This window comes from Stenotrophomonas sp. GSD10 (assembly GCF_056172695.1).
Genome location: NZ_JAOCMC010000002.1, coordinates 3,679,124 through 3,700,969, shown reverse-complemented (window position 1 = coordinate 3,700,969; position 21,846 = coordinate 3,679,124). Strand labels below are relative to the sequence as shown.

Below are 21,846 nucleotides of genomic sequence, written 5' to 3'. Positions count from 1 at the left end.
GCGTTCAGGTTTCACCTTGTTAGAGGAATCACGCCCGGGCGGCCCCTGTCAAGCAGCCAGGCGTGAGGATGGCCGTTCAGGAGGCCATCTTGGCGAGGAAACCGACCGCGAACACCAGCAGGGCCAGGCCTGCCAGCGTCAGCAGGCCGGTCACCACCAGGATCGCGATAGTGACCGCGCCCAGTTCGCGCCGTTGCAGGTGCGGCTGGTCGGTGAAGGCCCAGCGATCCACCACCAGGGTGTCGCAGATCATGTCGTGCAGGCCCTGCTTGCGCTCGGTGAAGGCGGCCATCAGGAAGCCGATGCCCAGGGTCACACTGCTCAGCATCGCCGCCCAGTAGCGACCAAAGGCGCGGCCCTTGGTCAGGCGCTCGCCGTTGCTGCGCACCACCTTGATGCCGACCGCCATCTTGCCCAGCGTGGCGCCGCCCTGCGAGGCATGGAACCAGGTGTAATACGCCATGCCGATGCCGAGGTTGATCAGCGCGCTGGCCAGCTGCGCGACGATTTCGATGGCGGTATCACCGCCGCCGAACGCACCCATGCTGGCGCCCAGCACGACACCGATGATGGCGCCGATGATGCCGCCGGGAATGGCCAGCACGAAGTAGTCGATCATGTAGGCAGCCACACGCTTCCAGAAGCCGGCGTAGACCACTTCGCCACCGGCGATCGGTTGGCCATGGCTGCTGTCGCCGGCGGCCGCAGGGGCGCTGTAGGGCGAGCTGCTGAGGGCGCCGGTGCCGGGCAGGGGCGCGGTGCCGTTGTCGATCGCGGCATAGTCGCCGCGCAGGTCGAAGCCGCCACTGGCGGCGGTCGTGCTGGCATCGGCCAGCATCTGCAGGCCGAGCTCGTCGACCACCTGGCGCAGCGCGGCCCATTGCGCCATGCCCTCGCGCCAGACCAGGGTGTCCAGATTCAACTGGCCGCGCTGGAAGCGCTGGCGGATCTCCTGGACTGGCAGCGGGCCCTGGCGTTGCTGCCCTTCAGCGTAGTACCACTCGGTCATTGCATGTTCCCCGTAGGATCGTCCTTGGAAGCGCGGTCGTGCATGCGGCTCAGCCGCGGCACGACGGCGGCAGGTACTTGTTGTCGCTCTCGCCGCTGCATTCCCAGCGGCCGCTGTCGCGGTCGTATTCCAGCCACAGCAGGTCGCCGTCGATCTGCTTGCCTGGCGCCGCCAATGTGGCTTCGATGCCGCAATGGCCGTTGTTGAAGCGGCCGATGTGCACAGCCGACAGGCCCGCCTGGGTGAAGTCGCCCGGGGCCGGGAAACCGGCGTCGTTGGCGCCGGGGCAACGGCCTTCCTCATCGGCGAAATGCTGCACCTGGTCCTGCAACGGGTGCAGCGCGTCGGCCGCGGTGGCGACCTTGGCACGCACGGTGTACTCGTTGTAGGCCGGCAACGCGATCGCCGCCAGAATGGCCATGATCGGCACCAGCACCAGCAGCAACCCACCACCGATGATCGCGGTGAGGGCGCAGCCGGAGAGCTTCTTCTTCGGTGGCGGCAACACGCCGGCGGCTGCCGTGGCGGTATAGGGGGTGGAGGGCGGCAGCACCGGTGGCTGCGGCGGTGCGGGTTCCGGTGTGGGGTCGGGCGTCAGCGGCGGCGTTGCCGCGTCCAGTGCCGGCACGATCAGGCCCAGCTCGTCCACGACGCTGCGCAACGGCTGCCATTGCGGCAGGCCGTCGCGCCACACCAGGGTGTCCAGGGTGATCTGGTTGTTGCGGAACAACTCCACCACCTGTTCCGCCGGCAGCGGACCCTGCTGCCGGTTGCCTTCTGCATGGAACCACTCGCTCACGGGGACGCTCCTGAATGCGCTATGCCCCCAAGTGTACGGTCAGTGCAGGGGTTCTGGCTCGTCCATGAACATCTGCGTTTCCATCCAGGCGTAGGCTGCCTCGGAGCCGGGCTGGTTGAACAGCACCATCAGCACGACCCACTTCAGGTCGTCCAGGTCCAGTTCGTCCTGGTCCAGGGCCATCGCCCGGTCCAGCACCAGCTCGCGCTGGTCGGCGTCGAGGATGCCGTGCTGTTCCAGATACAGCAGGAAACCGCGGCATTCCACGTCCAGCTTGTCCAGCTCGGGGCCGTGGTAGACGCGCACAGGGCCATCGACCCGTGCCTGGGCCATGCTCGGCCGCTGCGCGGCCAGGGCGTCGAGCCAGTCGAACGCCTTGTTGATCTCAGTTGGGCTGAAACCGGCCTGGATCAGGCCGTTCTGGAGCGAATCGCGGTCACGGATCAGGTCCGCATCTTCGCTGAAATAGTGTTCAAACAGGTACAGCAGTACGTCCAGGATGCTCTCTTTCATTGCCCCTCGGCCTGCGTCGCGCGACGCTGTGGAGGTGAAGAAACTAGGGAGTTCGACAGTAGCGGCCGTGTACGCACACCACGATTCCCGCCAGTTCCATGGCCAGCAGCATGGAGGACACCTGTGGCGCCGTCAATCCACAGCGCGTGATCAGTGAATCCATACCGCTTGGGTTGTGGTCCAGGGCCCGCCACAAGCACTGGTAGTCAGGGTCGTTCGCCCAGCGCGCCGGCAGGAGCGCCGACGGTGCCTGTTCAGTGGGGGTGGCCAGCCGTGATTGCAAGCCCGGCAGCTGCTGGCGCAGGGCGGGGGCCAGCAGCTCCAGGACGTCCTCGGGGCGCTCGACCAGCGCTGCACCCTCGCGGATCAGGCGGTGGCAGCCGGCGGCGCGTGGGTTGAGCACCGAGCCGGGCAGGGCGCAGACCTCGCGGCCGGCCTCGGCAGCCAGCCGGGCGGTGATCAGCGCGCCCGAGCGCTGTGCGGCTTCGACCACCACTGTGGCCAGTGCCAGCCCGGCCACCAGCCGGTTGCGCGCCGGGAAATGGCCGGGGCGCGCGGACGTGCCGGGCAGGTACTCGCTGAGCACCACGCCGTCGGCGGCGATCCGTGCCTGCAGCCGGGCATGGCTGTCCGGATAGGCCCGGTCCGGGCCGGTGCCGATCACCGCCACGGTGCAGCCACCAGCGTCCAGTGTGGCCTGGTGGGCCTCGGCATCGATGCCGGCCGCCAATCCACTGGTCACGGCCAGGCCGGCCTCGACGAAGCACCCGGCAAAGCGGGCCGCCAGCGCGCGGCCGCCCGGCGTTGGCGAGCGGCTGCCGACCAGGGCCACCGACGGGCGCCAGGCCAGGCTGGGGTCGCCGGCCATGAACAGGGCCAGCGGTGGGTTGGGCACCTCCAGCAGCGACGGTGGGAAGGCAGGGTCGGTGCAGGCCAGCAGATGATGGTGGTCGCCCTGCAGCCAGCGCAGCGTGCTTGCCCACGCTTTCGGGTCGGGGCGCTCCAGTGCCGCGCACTGCTCCGGCGTGCAGCCGTGTTCACGCCATCCGGCGACGCCCCGTGCGATGGCCGTCGTGGCGTCCTCGGCCCCTTGCAGCAGTGCCCGCCGTGGCGCCAATGCGCCGCCCGCCATCACCAGGCGCAGCAGCGCCTCATCCATCGGTCTGGTCATTGCCCCACTATCGGCCGGATGCAACGAAGGCGCCCTAGGGCGCCTTCGCATGTGACCGTCAGGGTTTGCCGGAGACCGCCCCTGTAGAGTCGAGCTTGCTCGACTCCCGCTCCAGTCAGTCGAGCAAGCTCGACTCTACATTCATGGCCAGTCGAGCAAGCTCGACGCTACTTCGCGTCCGGGTGCAGCGCGTTGTAGCCCACGCGCACCGGCTTCACGCCCTGCATCACCAGCGCGTAGCTGACGTTGTCGAAGGTGCGGAACACCATCGCGTGCGCGGCATATTCGTCCGGCAGCGAGACGCGGCCGGCGCCGGTGCTCAGTGCGTCGTCCATGCGCGAGGAGGTCGGGTACTTCATGCGGTGCGCGACATGACGGCCCGGACGCCACAGCGAGAACACCGTTCCGTTGTCCACGCCCTGCGCACGGCCTGCCGAGATCGCGATCACATCGCGCGGGCCGCCGGCGGTGAACATGTCGGTCACTGCCAGCACGCGCACATCCACGCCTTCGACCCCGGCTGCCGGTACGTGCGGCACGAACTGCAGGTCGTACGGGCGGGCCTCGACCGGCACCAGGCGGTCGCCGGAACGCACTTCACGGCCGCCGACGTTCTTGTCCAGGACCAGGGTGGACGCTTCGACCTTGCCGCCGGCGATCTGGGTGATGGTGCCGGTAGCGACCTGGGCCAGCTCGTAGCCCAGCACGCCGCGGCGGGCGTTGGGGGCGTTGTAGGCCTTCCACAGGTTGCCGCTGCCGGGGGTGACATCGCCATTGGCGGTCAGGTCCTCGGTCGGCTTGGGCTGGGCGTAGCGCACGGTCGGGCGGACCACGGCCCAGCGCTGGCCGACCTGGGCATCGGACAGGCGGACATAGACGGTATCGCCGCCGGAGACGCGCAGCCGGTTGTCTTCCAGGCCGACCACGTAGGGCAGCTGCTTGACACTGTCGACTACGCTCAGCTGCTTCAGGAACGGCTCGACCTGGGCCAGCGGAATGGCATCGATCGGGGCCTCCTGGCGCGGGCCGGGCTGGGCGGCCACGGTCACCCGGTCCAGATAGGCCAGGCTCAGCACGTCACCGGGATAGATCAGGTGCGGGTTGGCGATCTGCGGATTGGCCTGCCAGATCTCCGGCCACAGCCAGGGCTTCTGCAGGAAACGCGCGGCGATATCCCACAGCGTGTCCCCTTTTCGGACCACATAGGTGTCCGGGTGCCCGCCATTCACTTCCACGGCGGTAGCATAGGCAGCCACGGTCAGCATCGCCGCGGCGACGACCGTACGAAAACGAAGCAACATAGGTGTGAAGCCCTGATTCCCCAACAGGTTCGCGCACTATAGTCCAGAAACCGGGGCGCAAGGCAAGCGTTGGAGCTAGAATCTGCGACGTATGCCGGCGTGCCGGCCCTTATATCCGGAAACAGCCATGGCCCTTCTCCCCATTCTCGAGTTCCCCGATCCGCGCCTGCGTACCAAGGCCGCGTTGATCGACGCCGCCGAAGTCACCACGCCGGCCTTCCAGGAGCTGGTCGACAACATGTTCCAGACCATGTACGACGCCCCCGGCATCGGCCTGGCCGCCACCCAGGTGGACGTGCACAAGCGCTTCATGGTCATCGACGTCAGCGAAGAAAAGAATGAACCGCATGTGTTCATCAACCCGGAAATCATCGCCAAGGACGGGGGCCGGGTGTACCAGGAAGGCTGCCTGTCGGTGCCGGGCATCTTCGCCGACGTGACCCGTGCCGACACCATCACCGTGAAGTACCTGGACCGCAACGGCCAGCCGCAGCAGATCGAGGCCGGTGAAGTGCTGGCCACCTGCATCCAGCACGAGATGGACCACCTGGACGGCAAGCTGTTCATTGATTACCTGTCGCCGCTCAAGCGCGAAATGGTCCGCAAGAAGCTGGCCAAGCAGCGCAAGCACGTGGCGTGATCGCCCATCCGGGCCACCCGCCGGGTGGCCCGTGCCTGCGCACGGCGCGGGCTGCACGGCGCCGGCCGACGGCGCCGTTTTCTTTCCTGCACGAATCCATCCTGCAAGTGGGGTAGCCATGAGGATTGTCTTTGCCGGTACGCCGGAATTCGCGGTGTCGTCGCTGCGCGCCGCCGCGCGCCACCACGAGGTCGTGGCCGTCTACACCCAGCCGGACCGCCCGGCCGGCCGCGGCCGTGGCCTGGCGCCGTCGCCGGTCAAGCTGGAGGCGGTGGCCCGTGGCATTCCGGTCTACCAGCCCGAGTCGCTGAAGGACCAAGCCGCACAGCAGCAGCTGCGCGATCTGCAGCCGGACCTGATGGTGGTGGTGGCCTATGGCCTGATCCTGCCCAAGGCGGTGCTGGCCATCCCGACCCATGGCTGCTGGAACGTGCACGCTTCGCTGCTGCCGCGCTGGCGCGGTGCCGCGCCGATCCAGCGCGCGATCCAGGCCGGTGACGAAACGACCGGCGTCTGCCTGATGCAGATGGAAGCCGGCCTGGATACCGGCCCGGTGCTGCTGCACCAGGAACTGCCGATTGCCGCGACCGATACCGGCGGCCAGCTGCACGACAGGCTGGCCGAGCTGGGCGCGCAGGTGCTGTCCGACGGGCTGGGCCTGCTGCGGGCCGGCATCAAGCCGATCGCGCGGCCGCAGCCGGAGCAGGGCGTGACCTACGCGCACAAGCTGGACAAGGCCGAAGCGAAGCTGGACTGGGCGCAGGACGCCGGGGCGCTGGCGCGTACCGTGCGCGCGTTCAACCCGTGGCCGATCGCCGAGGCCACGCTGGCCGGCGAGCGCGTGCGCATCCATGGTGCCGTGGCGCTGGACCTGGCCCACGGCCAGGCACCGGGCACGGTGCTGGCCGCCGGCCGCGAGGGCATCGACATTGCCTGCGGCCAGGGCGCGCTGCGCCTGCGCGTGCTGCAGCGTGAAGGCGGCAAGGCGATCACCGCCGCCGACTACCTCAACGCCCGCCGCGACCTGCGCGTGGGGGCATAAGCGGTGTCGAAGCAGAATGATTTCTCCGTCGCCAAGGCGGCGCCGGGCGCAGCCACCCGCATGCTGGCCGCACGCGTGCTGGCGCAGGTGTTCACCCGCGGCCGTTCGCTGAAGGCCGAACTGGCCTGGGCGCTGCCGAAGCTGGCCGACAGCCGTGACCGTGCGCTGCTGGAAGCGCTGTGTTTTGCCGTGCTGCGCCGGCGTAGCACCTATGACGCGGCGTTGCAGTCGTGGATGCAGAAGCCGCTGTCGGCACGCGATGCCGACCTGCGCACGCTGCTGATGGTCGGGTTCGCCCAGCTGGACGTGCTGGAACTGCCGGCGCATGCGGCGCTGTCGGCGACCGTTGACGCCGCACGCGCGCTGGGCCGCGAGCGCCAGGCCGGCCTGGTCAACGCGATCCTGCGCCGTGCGCAGCGCGAGGGGTTCCCCGAGCAGCCGGCCCGTGACGCGTTCCCCGACTGGCTGGCCGATGCCCTGGAGCGCGATTGGCCGGGCCAGGCCGAGGCGATCTTCGCCGCCAGCCTGCAACCGGCTCCGCTGTGGCTGCGTGCCAACCGCCAGCACGGTGGCCGCGACAAGGCCCTGGCGGCGCTGGCCGAGGCCGGTATCGCCGCCGAGCCCAGCCCGCTCAGCGCCGATGCGCTGCGCCTGGCGGCGCCCATCGCGGTGAACCAGCTGCCGGGCTTCGCCGACGGCGCGCTGTCGGTGCAGGACCTGTCGGCGCAATGTGCTGCCGACGCGCTGGCACCGGCGCCCGGCGCCCGCGTGCTGGACGCCTGCGCGGCCCCCGGTGGCAAGTCGGCGCACCTGCTGGAACGTGACCCGACCCTGCAGCTGCTGGCCCTGGATATCGATGCCCGTCGCCTGGCGCGCGCCCGTGATACCTATGTGCGCACCGGCGTGGGCGAAGCTGCGCAGACCCGGGTGGCGGACGCAAGTGATCCCGGTGCCTGGTGGGATGGCACCCTGTTCGACGCCATCCTGCTGGACGCGCCGTGTTCGGCCACCGGCGTGATCCGCCGTCAACCGGACGTCATGTTCCACCGCCGTGCCGAGGACGTCGAGGCCCTGGTCGGTGTGCAGGCACGTCTGCTGGAAGCCTGCTGGTCGATGCTGCGCCCGGGCGGGGTGCTGCTGTACGCCACCTGTTCGATCCTGCGCGCCGAGAACGTCGATCAGATCAAGGCGTTCCTGAAGTGGCATCCGGATGCGCAGGCGCAACCACTGGGCGACGCATTCGGCCTGGACTGCGAAGGTATCGCACGCCAACGACTGCCCGGTGACAACGATGCTGACGGATTCTTCTACGCACGTCTGCTAAAAACGGCCTGACCCCCGCTGCCGTTGCGAGTCCCATGCTGAAAACCCGCGCGTCGCGCGAGACCTGGTTGTTGGCGGTGATGGCCCTGCTGGTGCTGGGGGCCGGGCTTGGCCTTCGCGACCCGTGGCCGTCGGACGAGCCGCGCTTCGCGCTGGTGGCCAAGCAGATGATCGACAGCGGGCACTGGCTGTTCCCGCATCGTGGCACCGAGCTGTACTCGGACAAGCCGCCGATGCTGATGTGGTGGCAGGCCACGCTGTACAGCCTGATCGGGCACTGGCGCGTGGCCTTCCTGCTGCCGTCGCTGCTGGCCGCGCTGGGCACCCTGTGGTGCGTGGTGGATCTGGGCCGCCGGCTGTGGACGCGGCGGGTGGGGCTGTATGCGGGCTGGGCCCTGCTGTTCGCGCTGCAGTTCACCTTCCAGGCGAAGAAGGCGCAGATCGACGCGCTGCTGCTGCTGTTCATCACGCTGGCCAACTACGGCCTGCTGCGCCATCTGCTGCTGGGCCCGGCCTGGCGCTGGTGGTGGCTGGGCTGGTTCTTCGCCGGTATCGGGGTGATCACCAAGGGCGTGGGCCTGCTGGCGCTGCTGATGCTGGTGCCGGCGGCGCTGGCCGCGGCGCTGCACTGGCCGCGGCTGCAGCTGCACGCACGCGACTGGCGATTCTGGCTGGCACCGCTGGCCTTCGTGCTGGCCGTGGCGCTGTGGCTGGCGCCGATGTTGCTGGCGGCGTTGGCTACCGGCTCGGACGTATACCGGGCCTACATCGACGACATCCTGTTCCAGCAGACGGCGCGGCGCTACACCCATTCCTGGGACCACCACCAGCCCGGCTGGTATTTTCTGGCGACGATGCCGCTGCTGTGGATTCCGCCGATCCTGGCCTTGCCCTGGGCGCTCCCGGCGTGGCGCCGGCGCCTGCGCCGCCGTGACCCGCGCTACCTGCTGCCGCTGGCCTGGTGGCTGCTGGTGGTGCTGTTCTTCTCCCTGCCCGACGGCAAGCGCGATGTCTACATCCTGCCGGCGCTGCCGATGTTCTGCCTGGCGTTGGCGCCGTTGTTGCCGGGCCTGCTGAAGCGGCGTGACGTGCAGGCCGTGGTGGGCGCGTTCACCGCACTGTTGGCGTTGGGCCTGACGGTGGCCGGAGCCCTGGCCCTGCTGGGGGACCCGGGCTACGAGCTGCGTCTGACGCACAGCCGCGGGCTGGCGCCGGGAGTGGTCGACGCGCTGGCGTGGGCGATTCTGGCCATGGGTCTGTGGGGGGCCTGAGCCTGCTGGCCAGTGGCCGCCGGCGTCACCTCGCGCTGGTCTCGACCCTGGCCGGGATGTGGACGGTGTACAGCCTGATCGGCTACCCGCTGCTGAACGATTCCAGTTCCGCCCATGGGCTGATGCGAACGGTGGGAGCCCGCATCGGCCCGGACGCCGAACTGGGGCTGGTGGCGTGGAAGGAACAGAACCTGCTGCTGGCCGACCGCCCAGCGGCCACGTTCGGCTTCCAGACCCCCTGGTACGCGCAGCTGGCGGCCGCGACCCGCTGGCAGCGACTGGTGCCCGAACGTCGCTGGTTGCTGGTCAACGAGCACGCCCTGCTGTCCTGCGTCGACCGCAGCCGCGCGGAACTGGCCGGCGTGGCCAACCGCCGCCGCTGGTGGCTGGTGCCTGCGGCAGCGGTCAGCCTGCCGTGCGTGGCCACTCCGGCCGAACGGGAACGTGAACGGCGCTTGCAGGAACATGACTAGCGCCTACCATTTCGACTTGTCCAGTCTGCCCAAGCGCGGCCAAAGGCAGTAAAACAGCAGGCGGAAACGGCCTCGGTGGCCGCTTCCGTTCATTCCGCAGATTGCAGCGATATCTCCGACGTGCCAGCTTCACCGGACAACCTGAATTCCAAGGGCGGCGATCTGCTGGGCATTCCCGTCGGTGGGCGCCAGGGCGCTGCGCACGGGCTGGCCCAACTGGGCCTGTTCTGCCTGCCGGCGCTGGTCCTGACCGTGCCGATCAACCTGCTGCCGTATGGCCTGCTGTTGCTGCTCAGCACCTTGCTGGCGCCGGAGCTGCTGTGGCGCGCGCGTGGCATGGCCGGGCAGCCGGTCAAGGTGCTGACCTGGCTGATGCTGGCCGTGCTGGTATTGGGGCTGGTGTCGGTCCTGCTGTTCGAACAGGGCCTGCGTGACGTCGACAATCGCTCTCGCTTCGTGGTGATTCCGTGGATCGCCCTGTGGGTCTGCGCGCTGCGACCTGACCTGCGCTGGCTCTGGTACGGCGCGCTGACCGGTCTGCTGGCCACCTTCGCCATGTCGCTGTGGCAGGTACTCGGTGGTGCACCGCGCGCCGAACTGTTCACCAATGCCATCGTGCTGGCCGACATCGTGATGGTGCTGATGGTGCTGCTGGTGTTCTGTCGACCTTCGCGGCGCTGGTCGCTGGTGATCGTGGGCATGGCGGCCGGCTGCGGCACCATCGTCCTGACCGGCAGCCGCGGGTCTTTGCGGCGTTGCTGGCGCTGCTGGTGGTGTTGGCGCTGAGCCTGCGCTGGCGGACCGGTGCGGCGCGGCTGTCGGTGCTGGCGGGCATGCTGGCCATCGGCGCGACACTGCTGCTGTCGGTGCCGGAACTGCGCCACCAGGTACGCCTGAGCGAACTGCACAGCGATGTGCAGCGCATGGAGCAGGGCGACAGCGATTCGTCGGCCGGCGCGCGCGTGGAGCGCCTGCAGGTGGCCTGGGAGACCTTTCTTGACCACCCGCTGGTCGGGGTTGGCATCGGGCATTTCGACAACGCCATGCAGCGGGTACCGGTCTGCCGTGACAATCCGGCCGAGGCGCGTTGCCACCTGGGGCATGCGCACAACGATATCGCCGAATGGGCGGCCACCCAGGGGGCCGGGCCTGGCGCTGCTGCTGGCGGTCTACGGTATTCCGCTCTGGTTGTTCGTGCGCCTGCATCGGCGCAGTGGCCGGGCGACGTTCCGTGGTCCGGCCGCCGCCGGCGTGATGCTGGTGATCACCTACGCCCTGTGCGGCTTGACCCAGTCGATGTTCGCGCACCAGATGACGGCCAGTTTCTACGTCACCCTGGTCGGCCTGCTGACCGGTCTGTCGATCGTCGAAGGTGCGCGGCATCGGGCACGCCTCGGCGGTTGACCGCCGCGCGATAGCCGACGATCAGGCGCCTGGCGTATCGGCCACGGCCTGGCCGTTGCCCAGCATCCACAGCATGATGGTCTTCTGCCGTACGTAGTTGGCGCGTACATAGGCATAGACCAGGCCATGCCAGCCGTCGCGGAAGCCGCCACGGAACAGGAAGCCACGCCAGAACCGCCAGGCCGGCGCCAGCACCAGTTTGCCCAGGGTGGCGCGCTTGCCGCGTGCGAACTCGTGCTCGGCCATCATCCGCGCGTACTTCTCGGTCTTGGCCAGCTGCTGCTGCAACGAGCGGTAGGGGTAGTGCAGCAGATCGCCGCGCAGGGTGCTGACGCTGCCGTCGACGCTGGCCGCTTCGTGGATCTCGCGCTTGCCTCGCCAGCCGCCCTGGCGGCGGTCGAACAGGCGCAGCACCCGGTCCGGGTAGGCGTTGCCGTGGCGCAGGAACTTGCCGAAGTACTCGGAGAGGCGCGCGAAGCGGTAGCCGGCATGGCCTGCGAAGCCGCCGTCGCGGGCCTGTTCGATGGCCGTGCGCAGGTCCTGGCTGATGCGCTCATCGGCGTCCAGGCACAGCACCCAGTCGTGGCTGGCCTGCTCGACGCAGAACGCCTTCTGGCTGCGGAAGCCGTCGAACGGCCGTTGCAGCACGCGGGCACCGGCCGCTTCGGCGATGGCCACGGTGGCGTCGGTGGACTGCGAATCCACCACCACGATCTCATCGCAGAAGGCCAGCGAGGCCAGGCAGTCGCCGATGCGGCCGGCCTCGTTGAACGTGATAATGCACGCCGAGATGCGAGGCCGTTCGATGGGAGCGGTCGTGGAGGACATGATGGCCGGTTACCTGTTGTTTGCGACGGAGCGCTATGCGCTGCCTATTCTCGCCCCGTTGGCGCAGGCCTTGCACGCCTCCGGGCAGGAGGTGGCGGCCTGGTTCGAAGGCGGCGCGGCCGGCAGCAGCCTGCCCGGCGTGCCCGACATCGGCCTGAAGCAGGCCCTGGCGATGCGTCCGCGCGCGGTGTTCAGTGCCGCCAACTGGGTGCCGACGTTCCTGTCCGGGGCCAAGGTGCAGCTGTTCCATGGCTTCAACGTGGAGAAGCGTGACAGTGCGCGTGGCCACTTCCGGGTGCGCGGCATGTTCGACCTGTACTGCACGCAGGGCCCGGCCACCACCGCGCCGTTCCGCCAGATCGCCGATCAGCAGGGCCACTTCGCGGTAGCCGAGACCGGCTGGCCGAAACTGGATCCCCTGTTTCGCGATGATGGCGGCGAGAGTGCCGCGCTGCGCGCGCCAGCGGGCGATCGCCCGGTGATCCTGTTCGGCTCGACCTTCACCGAACGGCTCAGTGCGGCCCCGCACCTGCACGCACAGATTGCCGCCGACATCGCTGCCGGTGACCGCTACTGGCTGCTGACCCTGCACCCGAAGTGCCCGCCGCAGCTGTTCGAGCAGTACCGCGCGCTCGCCGGTGCCAATGCGCGCTTCATCGAGCCGGAGCAGGTGATGGCCGCGCAGCGTGCGGCCGACGTGCTGGTGTCGGATACCTCGTCGATCGTTTCGGAGTTCATCGTCCAGCACAAGCCGGTGGTGACCTTCCGCAACCGCGTGCCGAAGCGGCACATGATCGACTTCGACGACCCCGCGCAGCTGGCGGCGATGCTGCAGCGCGCGCTGCACCCGGACGCGGCGTTGAAGGCGGAGATCGTGCGTTATGCCGATGCCATCCATCCCTACCGTGACGGCCTGTCCAGCGAGCGGGTGATCGCGGCCACCGAAGACTTCCTGTCCGGTGAAATGGGCGCGTTGCGCCGCAAGCCGTTCGGCAGCTGGATGCGTGACCTGCAGATCCGCAGGGATCTGGGCTACTGGGGGCCGTCGCAGCGCTGATCGGGGATTGCCGGCCAGCGGCCGGCACTACCGGTACTGTTTACCAGCGCAGCTTGCGCCTTGCCAGCGCGCTGGCCAGTTGATCCATCACCTGCTGCGCCTGTGCCTGCGGCAGGTAGGACAGGGTCAATGCCACATCACCGTGTGCACCGGCAGTGTCCAGCTGCAGGCTGCTGGTGCCCAGCAGCCTGTCCAGCGGCGAGCGCTGCAGGCGCAGGCCCTGCACCTTGTCCAGCTCGGCCCAGCGCCACCAGCGGTTCCACCAGCCGCCACGCACCGCCACGTAGTGCGCATCCAGGTACCAGCCGATGCGCGCCATCTGCTGGCGCGCCACCCACAACGCCACCGGCAGCCAGGCCAGCACGATCAGGCCCCATCCACCCCAGCGCCAGTAGCCGGCCGCCGCCAGCGCTGGAACCAGCACCAGCGCGCCCACGCACAGCCGCCACCGGCCGCGCTGCGGCACCGCCTGCCAGTGCGCGGGCGGCCAGTGCAGGTGCGGCAGCAGCTGCTGCACCAACTGCTCGCAACGCGGCGCCGGAGCCAGTGGCGCCAGCTCGCGCAGGGCACGATCTTCCTCGCGCGACGGGCCACCGGCGGCGCTGTCGATACGCAGCTGACGCAGCCCGAACCATCGATGCAGGGTGCCCTCACGCAGCGTCCAGGCCTGGATGCGGCGACGCGCCACGCTGCTGCGGGTGCGGCTGAGCAGGCCGGCCGACACGGTCAGGCGACCGGCCTGCTCGGCGAGGATGAAGCCGTGATAGCGCAACAGGGTCAGCACCACCGAAAGCGCGCGCAGCACCAGCCAGCCCAGCAGCAGCGCACCGGCCAGCAGCGCGAAGGCTACGGCCACGCCGGGGTGCAGATGGCTGGCATAGCCGAAGGCCTCGCGACCGCCGCGCTGCAGGGCATCGTCCATCAGCGAACGCGGCACGATCTGGAACAGCACGCCGATGGCGGCCACCACCAGCGCCCAGCCGCGGTTGGAGAGCAGCCCCATGCGCACCACGTCCCAGCTCGACAGGCGCAGCAGTACCTGCCCGTCGCCTGCATCGGCGGTGTCGGTGGTGGCGTGGCTATCGGCGGCCTGTGGCGCGTGCCCGCGCTGGCGCACCAGGCGCTCCAGCGCCAGCGCCTGGTCCAGCTTCAGGACCCGCATTTCCGCTTCCGGGCGAGTGCCGCCGGCCGACTCCAGGCGCAGCTCGGCCACGCCGAACAGGCGATGCAGCGGGTTCTGCCGTACCTCCACGTTGTGGATGCGGGCGAACGGAATCTCGCGACGATTGCGCGCAAGCAATCCGCTGCGCACGGTGATCGCATCGCTGCCGATGCGGTAGCGATAGCTCAGGTACTGCAGCACCGACACCAGCACCAGCACGGCGATGGCGGAGAGTGGAACCAGCTGTGCCCACATCGGATCGCGGTCACCGCGCTGGCCGAACACCAGCAGCGCGACCAGCGGCAGGAAGTAGTGGCGCAGCTGCATCAACAGCACGAACAGCCACGACCAGGGGTGCAGGCGATGGTCCTCGCCACCGGTGGGCAGCGATGCGGGCAGGGGCGGCGGCAGGCTCACAGGGCGTCGGCGTCCTGGTCCAGCTGGTGCGCCAGGGTGTCACGCAGGCGCTCGGCGTCGGCTTCGTCCAGGCCGCTGACGGTGACCGCGCTCATGCGCGTGCCGGCGGTGTGCACGATCAGCGTGGCCAGGCCGGCGCGGCGTTCCAGCGGGCCACGACGCAGGTCCAGGTGCTGCACGCGCGAAACGGGAATGCGCGTTTCCAGCTGCCACATCAGGTCGCGGCGCAGGCCCAGGCCCTGTGCATCCAGCCGCCAGCGGGTGCGGGTGAGGCGTCGATGGCCCAGCCAGGCGCCGAACAGCAGCCCCGCCAGCAGTCCCGCCGGTGCAGCCCACAGGCCGCCGGGAAGATCGAAGAACCACCAGGCCGCCGCCAGTGGCAGGCCCGGCACGAACAGGCCACCGAAGGCGCCTTCAAATGCGGCCAGGCGCGCCGCGCGTGGTGGCAGCGACTGCCAGGCGGCGGTGGGCGGGGTGGCAGGAACGAGGTCGGTCACGCAGGCTCCGTCAGGCGGCAGGGCGGGCGATGGCGGCCGTGGCCGCACCGCGCAGACGGTAGCAGGTCGGCTGCGTTACTGCGCAGCCTGGATCAGCGCATCCACATCCAGCAGGTGGCCGGCACGCTCGGCCTTGGTACGCAGATAGTGCTCGTTCTCGGTGGTGATCTCGCCGGTGACCGGAATGCAGTCCAGCACCTCGATGCCGGCATTGCGCAGGCGCTGCGCCTTGGTCGGGTTGTTGCTGAGCAGGGCCACGCGGGTGACGCCCAGGCCGCGCAGCATCGCCACCGCGCTGCCATAGCGGCGCTCGTCGGCACCGAAGCCCAGCTGCGCATCGGCGTCGATGGTGTCCAGGCCGTCGTGCTGGTAGCCATAGGCGCGCATCTTGGCGGCAATGCCGGTGCCACGGCCTTCCTGGTCCAGGTACAGCAGCACACCGCCGCCCAGCTCCTTCAGCTTGCGCAGGCCACGCCGCAGCTGGTCGCCGCAGTCGCACTTGAGTGAACCGAACAGGTCGCCGGTCAGGCACGAGGAGTGCACGCGCACCGGCACCACCGCCGACAGGTCCGGTTCGCCGACGATGATCGCCACCTGGTCGCGCTGCGCCACGCCGCCGCGGAACACCGCGAAGGTGGTCATGCCGACATCACGCAGCGGCACCGGCGAACGCGCCACCAGTTCGTAGTCGTGGGCCGCGTGTGCCGCACCCTCGGCCAGGTCGCACAGGGCCACTTCGGCGGCACCCTCGAAGGTGCTGTCGCCGGATTCCAGGCGTACCGCCACCATCGCCGGCAGCAGCAGGCCCAGACGCGCCAGTTCCACCGCACCGGCATCGAAGGCATCACCGGCGCTCCAGTCGGCCGGCATCGGGCCCGGCTCGCGCAGATAACCCAGCGAGGGCAGCGCATCGAAGGCGATGCCGGCCAGCGGCAGGCGCGCACCCTGCGCCGCCTCCACGCCGAGCACGCGGGCGCGGGTGGCGGTCAGGAACAGGTAGTGGCGCTCGCGCGCTGCGTTGGCAAAGGTGGCGAAGCTGCTGGCGGTGGCACTGTCCAGTGCGATGACCGCCAGGCGTTGGCCCTGGCCATCGTGGAGCAGCACCGGGCGGCCGGCGCGCAGTTCGGCCACCGCGCGTTCGCAGCGGATCGCGGCGGGGTCGCCGAACAGGGAAGAAGCAGGCATGGCAGGACCGGGGAGGCGGACATCGCAGTCTCTATGGGGGCGCCAGCGTCGTATTCAACACGGTGCGGCCGCCGGTCGCAGAGGTCGGTCGGGCCCCAGTGCGGCGGCCGTCAGTGAGGCGGCCGTCAGTGAGGCGGCCGTCAGTGAGGATGTTCCTCGGTGGCGTACGGGTCGTCCTCGCCGCTGCCCGGTGGCCGCAGCGTATAGCGCTTGTAGGTCCACTGGTACTGCGCCGGGTCGCGCCGGGCGATGCGCTCGATGCCGGCATTGAGCGCGGTGGCGGCCACCTGCGGGTCCGGATCGGCCACCGCCGGCTCGGTGGGCTCGATGTGCAGGGCGAATTCCATGTCCGGCCCGATGCGCTCGCACCAGCCGTACAGCACGGTGGCGCCGGTGCGCTCGGCCAGGCGGTTGACCAGGGTCATGGTCAGCGCCTGCACGCCGAAGAACGGCACGAACACGCCGTCGCCGGCCTTGGGTTGCTGGTCGGGCAGGATGCCGGTGGCACCGCCCTCCTTGAGCACCTTGAACAACTGGCGCACGGCCGGGCCTTCGGCGCGCACCTGCTGCACGTTCTGGCCGCCGCGCACCAGCTGCAGGAAGGCATCGCTGGCCTCGTCCTCAGGCGGCTTGTAGACGATGGCGATCTGCCCGCGCGAGGCCAGCCACTGGTTCAACAGCTCCCAGTTGCCGAAGTGCGGGGCGGCCACGATCACGCCCTTGCCGCTGGCCAGCGCCGCGTCGTACAGGGCTTCGCCGTGGCGCTGCTTCAGGTGCAGGCGCAGGTTGTCGGCCGGCCTCTGGCTCCACAGGCGCAGGGTCTCGATGGCCTGCAGGGCGGTGGAACGCAGCAGCTCGCGGTGCAGGCGATCGCGCGCGGCGCTGTCCAGTTCCGGGTAGGCCAGTTCCAGGTTGCGGCGGGTGACACGGCTCTCACGGGCGTTGAGATTGATCCACGCCCACGCCAGGGCGCGCGCGACCCCCGCAGCAACGGCCAGGGCAGGCGGGCGAACAGGGTGGTGGCGCGGTAGACCAGCCGGGCTTTGCGTTGCGGATTCATCGGCGCCAGTTTAGCCAAGGGCGCTGCTATCGTGGCCGGCCGTGTTCATTGGAAGCCCCCGCATGCTCGTCCTGATCCAGCGCGTCAGCCAGGCCGCCGTCCACGTCGAGGGCGAAGCGGTGGGGCAGATCGGCCCCGGACTGCTGGCGCTGGTCGGCATGGAGCCGGGGGACAGCGAGGCCCAGCTGCAGCGCATGGCCGAGCGCCTGCTGGGCTACCGCGTGTTCGCCGACGAGGCCGGGAAGATGAACCGGTCGCTGCGCGACACCGGCGGCGGCCTGCTGCTGGTCAGCCAGTTCACCCTGGCCGCCGACACCCGTTCGGGCATGCGGCCCAGTTTCACCACGGCCGCACCGCCGGACGAGGCTGAACGCGGGTTCAACCGATTTGTCGGGATCTGCCGTGAAAATCACGCCCCAGGGGTGGAAACCGGCCGATTTGGTGCCCATATGGTCGTCAGCCTGGTCAATGACGGTCCTGTGACCTTCCTTCTCAGGCCCTGAAGCCGCCGGGACCACCGCCCGGCAGGCGGGGCCCCGGGCTGGTATAATGCTACGTTCCCTATTTCCTACCCAGCCGGTGGCGCGAGCACTACATGGCCAACGAACGTCCTGCCCAATCCGAAATCAAGCAACTGATCAGCAAGGGCCTGGAACAGGGCTACCTGACCTACGCCGAAGTCAATGACCATCTGCCGGACGACATGGTCGACCCGGAACAGATCGAAGACATCATCGGCATGATCAACGGCATGGGCATCGATGTCCATGAAGTTGCGCCGGATGTGGAGACCCTGCTTCTCAACGACGGCAACACCGGCAACCGCGAAGTCGATGACACCGCGGCCGAAGAAGCCGCCGCCGCGCTGAGCGCGCTCGACACCGAAGGTGGCCGTACCACCGACCCGGTGCGCATGTACATGCGCGAAATGGGCACCGTCGAGCTGCTGACCCGCGAAGGCGAAATCGCCATCGCCAAGCGCATCGAGGAAGGCCTTTCGCAGGTGCAGGCCGCACTGGGCCAGTTCCCGGTCTCGGTCGAGTCGCTGCTGAACGACTACGAGGCTCACAAGGAAGGCAAGAAGCGCCTGGCCGAAGTGATCGTCGGCTTCAACGACCTGGCCGACGAAGAGCCGGCGCCGCCGGCGGCCGCTGCCGATGACAGCAGCGATGCCGATGCCGAAGGCGACGAGGACGAGGACGATGATGTCGAGGGTGGCGAGGAAGAAGCCGCACCGACCGGTCCGGATCCGGAGGAAGTCGCCGCGCGCATGCAGGCGCTGAGCGATGCCTTCAACGCCTTCAAGAAGGCCGCGACCAAGGGCGACAAGAAGAACCTGCCGCGCCTGCGCGAAGAAATGTCGGCGGTGTTCGTCACCCTGAAGCTGCCGCTGCCGCTGACCGACGTGCTGACCAAGCAGCTGCGCGACACCATGGCCGACATCAAGGCCCATGAGCGCCGCGTGCTGAACCTGGCCACCGTCACCGCACGCATGCCGCGCAAGGACTTCATCCGTTCCTGGGAAGGCAACCAGACCAACCTGGAGTGGGTGGAAGACGCACTGAAGCGCAAGCAGAAGTGGTCCTCGGCGCTGCGCGAAGTGAAGGACCAGATCATCGCCGAACAGCAGGCGACGATCGACATCGAGACGCTGACCCAGCTGGACCTGGAAGAGCTGAAGGAAATCAGCCGTGCCATGGCCTACGGTGAAGCCAAGGCGCGCAAGGCCAAGAAGGAAATGGTGGAGGCCAACCTGCGCCTGGTGATCTCGATCGCCAAGAAGTACACCAACCGTGGCCTGCAGTTCCTCGACCTGATCCAGGAAGGCAACATCGGCCTGATGAAGGCCGTGGACAAGTTCGAATACCGCCGCGGTTACAAGTTCTCGACCTACGCCACCTGGTGGATCCGCCAGGCGATCACCCGCTCGATCGCCGACCAGGCACGCACCATCCGTATTCCGGTGCACATGATCGAGACGATCAACAAGTTGAACCGCATTTCCCGCCAGATGCTCCAGCAGTACGGCCGCGAGGCCACGCCGGAGGAGCTGGCCAAGGAAATGGACATGCCGGAAGACAAGATCCGCAAGGTGATGAAGATCGCCAAGGAGCCGATCTCGATGGAAACCCCGATCGGCGACGACGAGGATTCCCATCTGGGCGACTTCATCGAGGACACCAACGTGGAGTCCCCGATCGAGAACACCACCAACATCAACTTGTCTGAAACCGTGCGCGACGTGCTGGCCGGCCTCACCCCGAGGGAAGCCAAGGTGCTGCGCATGCGCTTCGGCATCGACATGAACACCGATCACACGCTGGAAGAAGTCGGCAAGCAGTTCGACGTGACCCGCGAGCGCATCCGCCAGATCGAAGCGAAGGCCCTGCGCAAGCTGCGTCACCCGAGCCGCTCGGAGCAGCTGCGCAGCTTCCTGGATATCGATTGATTTCCCGGTTGCGCTGATGTGTTGAGAAAACCCCGCTTCGGCGGGGTTTTTTCGGGTAGCGCCGGGCCATTCCCGGTAGATTCGTATCGCAATTCGTATCTGGATACGTCTTGGTTACGTAACACTATTCTGGCGGGCTCCAATCGCGTCGTGGATGAAATTCCTTATAAACAGAGGCTTGCGCTTTCACGTGGACGTGTGAGGCGCGTTGTTTGACGAGCTTTACGTAACACTATTCGTCCCACAACTCCCCGCTTGGTAGCGCCAGGCCCAGTCCGCTGCGCCTACCCGGTGTCGCATCTGCCGTTTGAATTCTCCCTACGGCAGCTGCACGCTGGTTCGGCGCAGGTGTACGCAGAGGCTGCTGAAACTCGGTTGCGGCAGGTCTCGAAGGGGCTTGCCGTTGATGACTGAGTAGCGAGGGAAGGGCGGGCTCCACTACACTGTGGCGCTGCGCAGGGCCTATAGCTCAACGGTTAGAGCAGGGGACTCATAATCCCTTGGTTCCAGGTTCGAATCCTGGTGGGCCCACCACATTGACGTCCAGCGAAGTCCGGGGATGTCCAAGAATGCTAGCGAATTGGGTGTTTAAGGCTGCTAGACCGTCCATCGGCATCCGTTGGCATCCACTTGCATCCGCAAAAAAGTGAGTCAGGCTGTGAGTCGAGGGTAGGTAATTCCCGACCCCGACTCACTGGCGGATGACTCACATGCTCACCGACACCAAAGTTCGCACACTGAAGCCCAAGTCAGCGGCCTACCGTATCGCTGACTCAAATGGGCTATGCATCGAGGTGCGTCCAACGGGGTCGAAGGCTTGGCGGTACCGCTATAGGTACGCCGGTAGGGCGAGCATCGTCACCCTCGACGAGTACCCCTCAATGTCGCTGCAGGCTGCTCGCGTCGAACGTGACCGTCTTCGTGCGCTGCTGCGCGGCGGAGCAAATCCCGCTCAGGTGGCAAGGGCCGAGAAGGCTGCGCAAGGAGAAAGGGCCGCGAACACCTTCGGTGCCATCGGCCTGGAGTTGCTCGCCAAGCGGACAAAGGAAGGTCTTTCCCCTGGATCGGTTGTGCGTGAGCGTCGGCTGATCGAGAAGGATCTGGCTGGACTGGCGGATTTGCCTATTGGGGACATCACCGCCCCCGTACTGCTGGCTGCGCTGCGGAAGTTGGAACAGCGCGGTGTTGTAGAAACCGCGCATCGCGCCCGGGCACATGCTGGGCGGGTCTTCCGCTACGCCATCGCGACGGGGCGTGCTGACAGAAATCCCGCTCAGGACCTCACAGGAGCGCTTGAGCAGCCTCAGACCAAGCACTTTGCCAGCGTGACCGACCCTGCCGTTATAGGTAGCCTTCTGCGCGCGCTGTGGGGCTACCAGGGGGCATTGGTCACACAGGCCGCGCTAAAGCTGGCTCCGATGCTGTTTGTCCGTCCAGGGGAGTTGAGGCAGGCGAAGTGGGCCGACATCGACCTCGATGCGGCGGAGTGGCGCTACGTCACCAGCAAGACCAGGACTCCGCACATCGTTCCGCTCTCGAGCCAAGCCGTGGAAGTGCTTAGGGACCTGTATCCCTATACCAAGCGCAGCGAGTTCGTGTTTCCAGGGGTCCGTAGTGCCCAAAAGCCCATGAGCGAGAACACGCTGAACGCGGCGCTGCGGAATCTTGGATTCGACTCAGACACGATGGTGGGCCATGGCTTCCGAGCGATGGCAAGAACGGTTCTGGATGAGGTGCTTGGCTACCGTCCGGACTACATCGAACACCAGTTAGCGCATGCCGTAAAGGATCCGCTTGGGCGGGCCTACAACAGGGCAACCCACCTGCCGGAACGCCGGAGGATGATGCAGGCCTGGTCTGACTATCTCGACCAGCTGCGCGTTGCAGAACCGAACGTGCTGGCCTTCAAAGCCAAGCACGCCTAACCACCGGAGATAGGCCTTTAAGGAGGACCGGTCAAAGAAGCACAGCCGCATAAACAAAGCGGCCGAGGAAGGGGCGGCAACCCCTGGCTCGGCCTACCACAACCGACTATTGGAGAGTCGATCATGGATAGCATGAGTATAAGTGCTGCCTCCGGCAGCGCACATAAAGATCCCGTCGCGGGTGAGCCGGCCATTCAGGCCCCCGACCCGATTGACGAACTCTTGGCAATGGGGGTGGCTCCCCGCTCGCTCATCTCTCATCAACTCGTTTGCATGGACTGGTTGGCCGTGCACCGCCGAGACAAGTTCTGCCTGTGCTA

General features: G+C 68.0%; 16 protein-coding genes, 1 tRNA gene and 3 pseudogenes. 10 read left to right on the top strand and 10 right to left on the bottom strand.

The window, feature by feature from the left end:
* Window positions 1–76: 76 nt before the first annotated feature.
* The 5 genes from N4G47_RS17280 to N4G47_RS17260 all read right to left on the bottom strand — a co-directional run bounded on the left by N4G47_RS17280 (window position 77) and on the right by N4G47_RS17260 (window position 4,793).
* Entirely contained in the window at window positions 77–1,009 is a 933-nt protein-coding gene (locus tag N4G47_RS17280; RefSeq protein WP_475289046.1) for an RDD family protein, read from the bottom strand.
* A 49-nt stretch (window positions 1,010–1,058) separates the two neighbouring features.
* The gene (locus tag N4G47_RS17275; protein ID WP_475289044.1) at window positions 1,059–1,808 is read right to left on the bottom strand and encodes a pilin; all 750 of its coding nucleotides are present in this window, start codon (window positions 1,806–1,808) and stop codon (window positions 1,059–1,061) included.
* Window positions 1,809–1,847: 39 nt separating this feature from the next.
* Window positions 1,848–2,321, bottom strand: coding sequence for a DUF494 family protein (locus tag N4G47_RS17270; protein ID WP_057497164.1), 474 nt, complete (start codon window positions 2,319–2,321; stop codon window positions 1,848–1,850).
* A 43-nt stretch (window positions 2,322–2,364) separates the two neighbouring features.
* Window positions 2,365–3,492: a DNA-processing protein DprA gene (dprA, locus tag N4G47_RS17265; RefSeq protein ID WP_475289042.1), complete on the bottom strand. Its 1,128-nt coding sequence runs from the start codon at window positions 3,490–3,492 to the stop codon at window positions 2,365–2,367.
* Between the two features lie 167 nt (window positions 3,493–3,659).
* On the bottom strand, window positions 3,660–4,793 hold the full coding sequence (locus N4G47_RS17260) for a LysM peptidoglycan-binding domain-containing protein (RefSeq protein ID WP_475289040.1): 1,134 nt from the start codon (window positions 4,791–4,793) through the stop codon (window positions 3,660–3,662).
* 127 nt (window positions 4,794–4,920) lie between these two features.
* Between N4G47_RS17260 and def the strand changes: the two genes are divergently transcribed.
* The 5 genes and pseudogenes from def (at window position 4,921) to N4G47_RS17235 (ending at window position 10,946) form a co-directional block, all read left to right on the top strand.
* Entirely contained in the window at window positions 4,921–5,433 is a 513-nt protein-coding gene (def, locus tag N4G47_RS17255) for a peptide deformylase (protein ID WP_107231889.1), read from the top strand.
* 118 nt (window positions 5,434–5,551) lie between these two features.
* Complete coding sequence (gene fmt, locus N4G47_RS17250; RefSeq protein WP_107231890.1) at window positions 5,552–6,475, top strand: methionyl-tRNA formyltransferase; 924 nt, start codon at window positions 5,552–5,554, stop codon at window positions 6,473–6,475.
* 3 nt (window positions 6,476–6,478) lie between these two features.
* Complete coding sequence (gene rsmB / locus N4G47_RS17245; RefSeq protein ID WP_475289035.1) at window positions 6,479–7,810, top strand: 16S rRNA (cytosine(967)-C(5))-methyltransferase RsmB; 1,332 nt, start codon at window positions 6,479–6,481, stop codon at window positions 7,808–7,810.
* Between the two features lie 23 nt (window positions 7,811–7,833).
* Window positions 7,834–9,542 (top strand): annotated as a pseudogene (locus N4G47_RS17240) (ArnT family glycosyltransferase).
* 162 nt (window positions 9,543–9,704) lie between these two features.
* Window positions 9,705–10,946, top strand: a pseudogene (locus N4G47_RS17235) (O-antigen ligase family protein).
* Window positions 10,947–10,967: 21 nt separating this feature from the next.
* Here N4G47_RS17235 and N4G47_RS17230 read toward each other — a convergent pair.
* Window positions 10,968–11,774: a glycosyltransferase family 2 protein gene (locus N4G47_RS17230; protein ID WP_475289034.1), complete on the bottom strand. Its 807-nt coding sequence runs from the start codon at window positions 11,772–11,774 to the stop codon at window positions 10,968–10,970.
* Between N4G47_RS17230 and N4G47_RS17225 the strand changes: the two genes are divergently transcribed.
* Complete coding sequence (locus tag N4G47_RS17225) at window positions 11,773–12,831, top strand: CDP-glycerol glycerophosphotransferase family protein (protein ID WP_475289969.1); 1,059 nt, start codon at window positions 11,773–11,775, stop codon at window positions 12,829–12,831. The two genes, N4G47_RS17230 and N4G47_RS17225, sit on opposite strands and share 2 nt — an antisense overlap.
* A gap of 40 nt (window positions 12,832–12,871) precedes the next feature.
* Here the strand turns inward: N4G47_RS17225 and N4G47_RS17220 are convergent, their stop codons facing one another.
* The 4 genes and pseudogenes from N4G47_RS17220 to N4G47_RS17205 all read right to left on the bottom strand — a co-directional run bounded on the left by N4G47_RS17220 (window position 12,872) and on the right by N4G47_RS17205 (window position 17,152).
* Complete coding sequence (locus N4G47_RS17220; RefSeq protein ID WP_475289032.1) at window positions 12,872–14,410, bottom strand: PH domain-containing protein; 1,539 nt, start codon at window positions 14,408–14,410, stop codon at window positions 12,872–12,874.
* Window positions 14,407–14,907, bottom strand: a complete 501-nt coding sequence (locus tag N4G47_RS17215) for a PH domain-containing protein (protein ID WP_475289030.1) — start codon at window positions 14,905–14,907, stop codon at window positions 14,407–14,409. Before N4G47_RS17215 ends, N4G47_RS17220 begins: the two co-directional genes overlap by 4 nt.
* 75 nt (window positions 14,908–14,982) lie before the next feature.
* Entirely contained in the window at window positions 14,983–16,092 is a 1,110-nt protein-coding gene (ribA, locus tag N4G47_RS17210) for a GTP cyclohydrolase II RibA (RefSeq protein ID WP_475289028.1), read from the bottom strand.
* A 140-nt stretch (window positions 16,093–16,232) separates the two neighbouring features.
* A pseudogene (locus N4G47_RS17205) lies at window positions 16,233–17,152 on the bottom strand (lauroyl acyltransferase).
* A 62-nt stretch (window positions 17,153–17,214) separates the two neighbouring features.
* Between N4G47_RS17205 and dtd the strand changes: the two are divergent.
* From dtd to N4G47_RS17185, 4 genes are all read left to right on the top strand, one after another.
* Window positions 17,215–17,655 carry a D-aminoacyl-tRNA deacylase gene (gene dtd / locus N4G47_RS17200; protein ID WP_107231899.1) on the top strand — a complete coding sequence of 147 codons (441 nt, stop codon included), beginning with the start codon at window positions 17,215–17,217 and terminating at the stop codon, window positions 17,653–17,655.
* Window positions 17,656–17,747: 92 nt separating this feature from the next.
* A complete protein-coding gene (gene rpoD / locus N4G47_RS17195) occupies window positions 17,748–19,601 on the top strand; it encodes an RNA polymerase sigma factor RpoD (protein ID WP_475289025.1) in 1,854 nt (617 codons plus the stop codon).
* Between the two features lie 458 nt (window positions 19,602–20,059).
* Window positions 20,060–20,135, top strand: a tRNA-Ile gene (locus N4G47_RS17190).
* Window positions 20,136–20,311: 176 nt separating this feature from the next.
* On the top strand, window positions 20,312–21,526 hold the full coding sequence (locus N4G47_RS17185) for a tyrosine-type recombinase/integrase (protein ID WP_475289023.1): 1,215 nt from the start codon (window positions 20,312–20,314) through the stop codon (window positions 21,524–21,526).
* Window positions 21,527–21,846: the final 320 nt, after the last annotated feature.

Excerpts from the sequence above, each read along its gene's own strand:
- N4G47_RS17280 (WP_475289046.1), bottom strand. The coding sequence starts at position 1,009 with ATGACCGAGTGGTACTACGCTGAAGGGCAGCAACGCCAGGGCCCGCTG.
- N4G47_RS17270 (WP_057497164.1), bottom strand. The coding sequence starts at position 2,321 with ATGAAAGAGAGCATCCTGGACGTACTGCTGTACCTGTTTGAACACTAT.
- dprA (WP_475289042.1), bottom strand. The coding sequence starts at position 3,492 with ATGACCAGACCGATGGATGAGGCGCTGCTGCGCCTGGTGATGGCGGGC.
- N4G47_RS17260 (WP_475289040.1), bottom strand. The coding sequence starts at position 4,793 with ATGTTGCTTCGTTTTCGTACGGTCGTCGCCGCGGCGATGCTGACCGTG.
- def (WP_107231889.1), top strand. The coding sequence starts at position 4,921 with ATGGCCCTTCTCCCCATTCTCGAGTTCCCCGATCCGCGCCTGCGTACC.
- fmt (WP_107231890.1), top strand. The coding sequence starts at position 5,552 with ATGAGGATTGTCTTTGCCGGTACGCCGGAATTCGCGGTGTCGTCGCTG.
- N4G47_RS17225 (WP_475289969.1), top strand. The coding sequence starts at position 11,773 with ATGATGGCCGGTTACCTGTTGTTTGCGACGGAGCGCTATGCGCTGCCT.
- N4G47_RS17230 (WP_475289034.1), bottom strand. The coding sequence starts at position 11,774 with ATGTCCTCCACGACCGCTCCCATCGAACGGCCTCGCATCTCGGCGTGC.
- ribA (WP_475289028.1), bottom strand. The coding sequence starts at position 16,092 with ATGCCTGCTTCTTCCCTGTTCGGCGACCCCGCCGCGATCCGCTGCGAA.
- dtd (WP_107231899.1), top strand. The coding sequence starts at position 17,215 with ATGCTCGTCCTGATCCAGCGCGTCAGCCAGGCCGCCGTCCACGTCGAG.
- rpoD (WP_475289025.1), top strand. The coding sequence starts at position 17,748 with ATGGCCAACGAACGTCCTGCCCAATCCGAAATCAAGCAACTGATCAGC.
- N4G47_RS17185 (WP_475289023.1), top strand. The coding sequence starts at position 20,312 with ATGCTCACCGACACCAAAGTTCGCACACTGAAGCCCAAGTCAGCGGCC.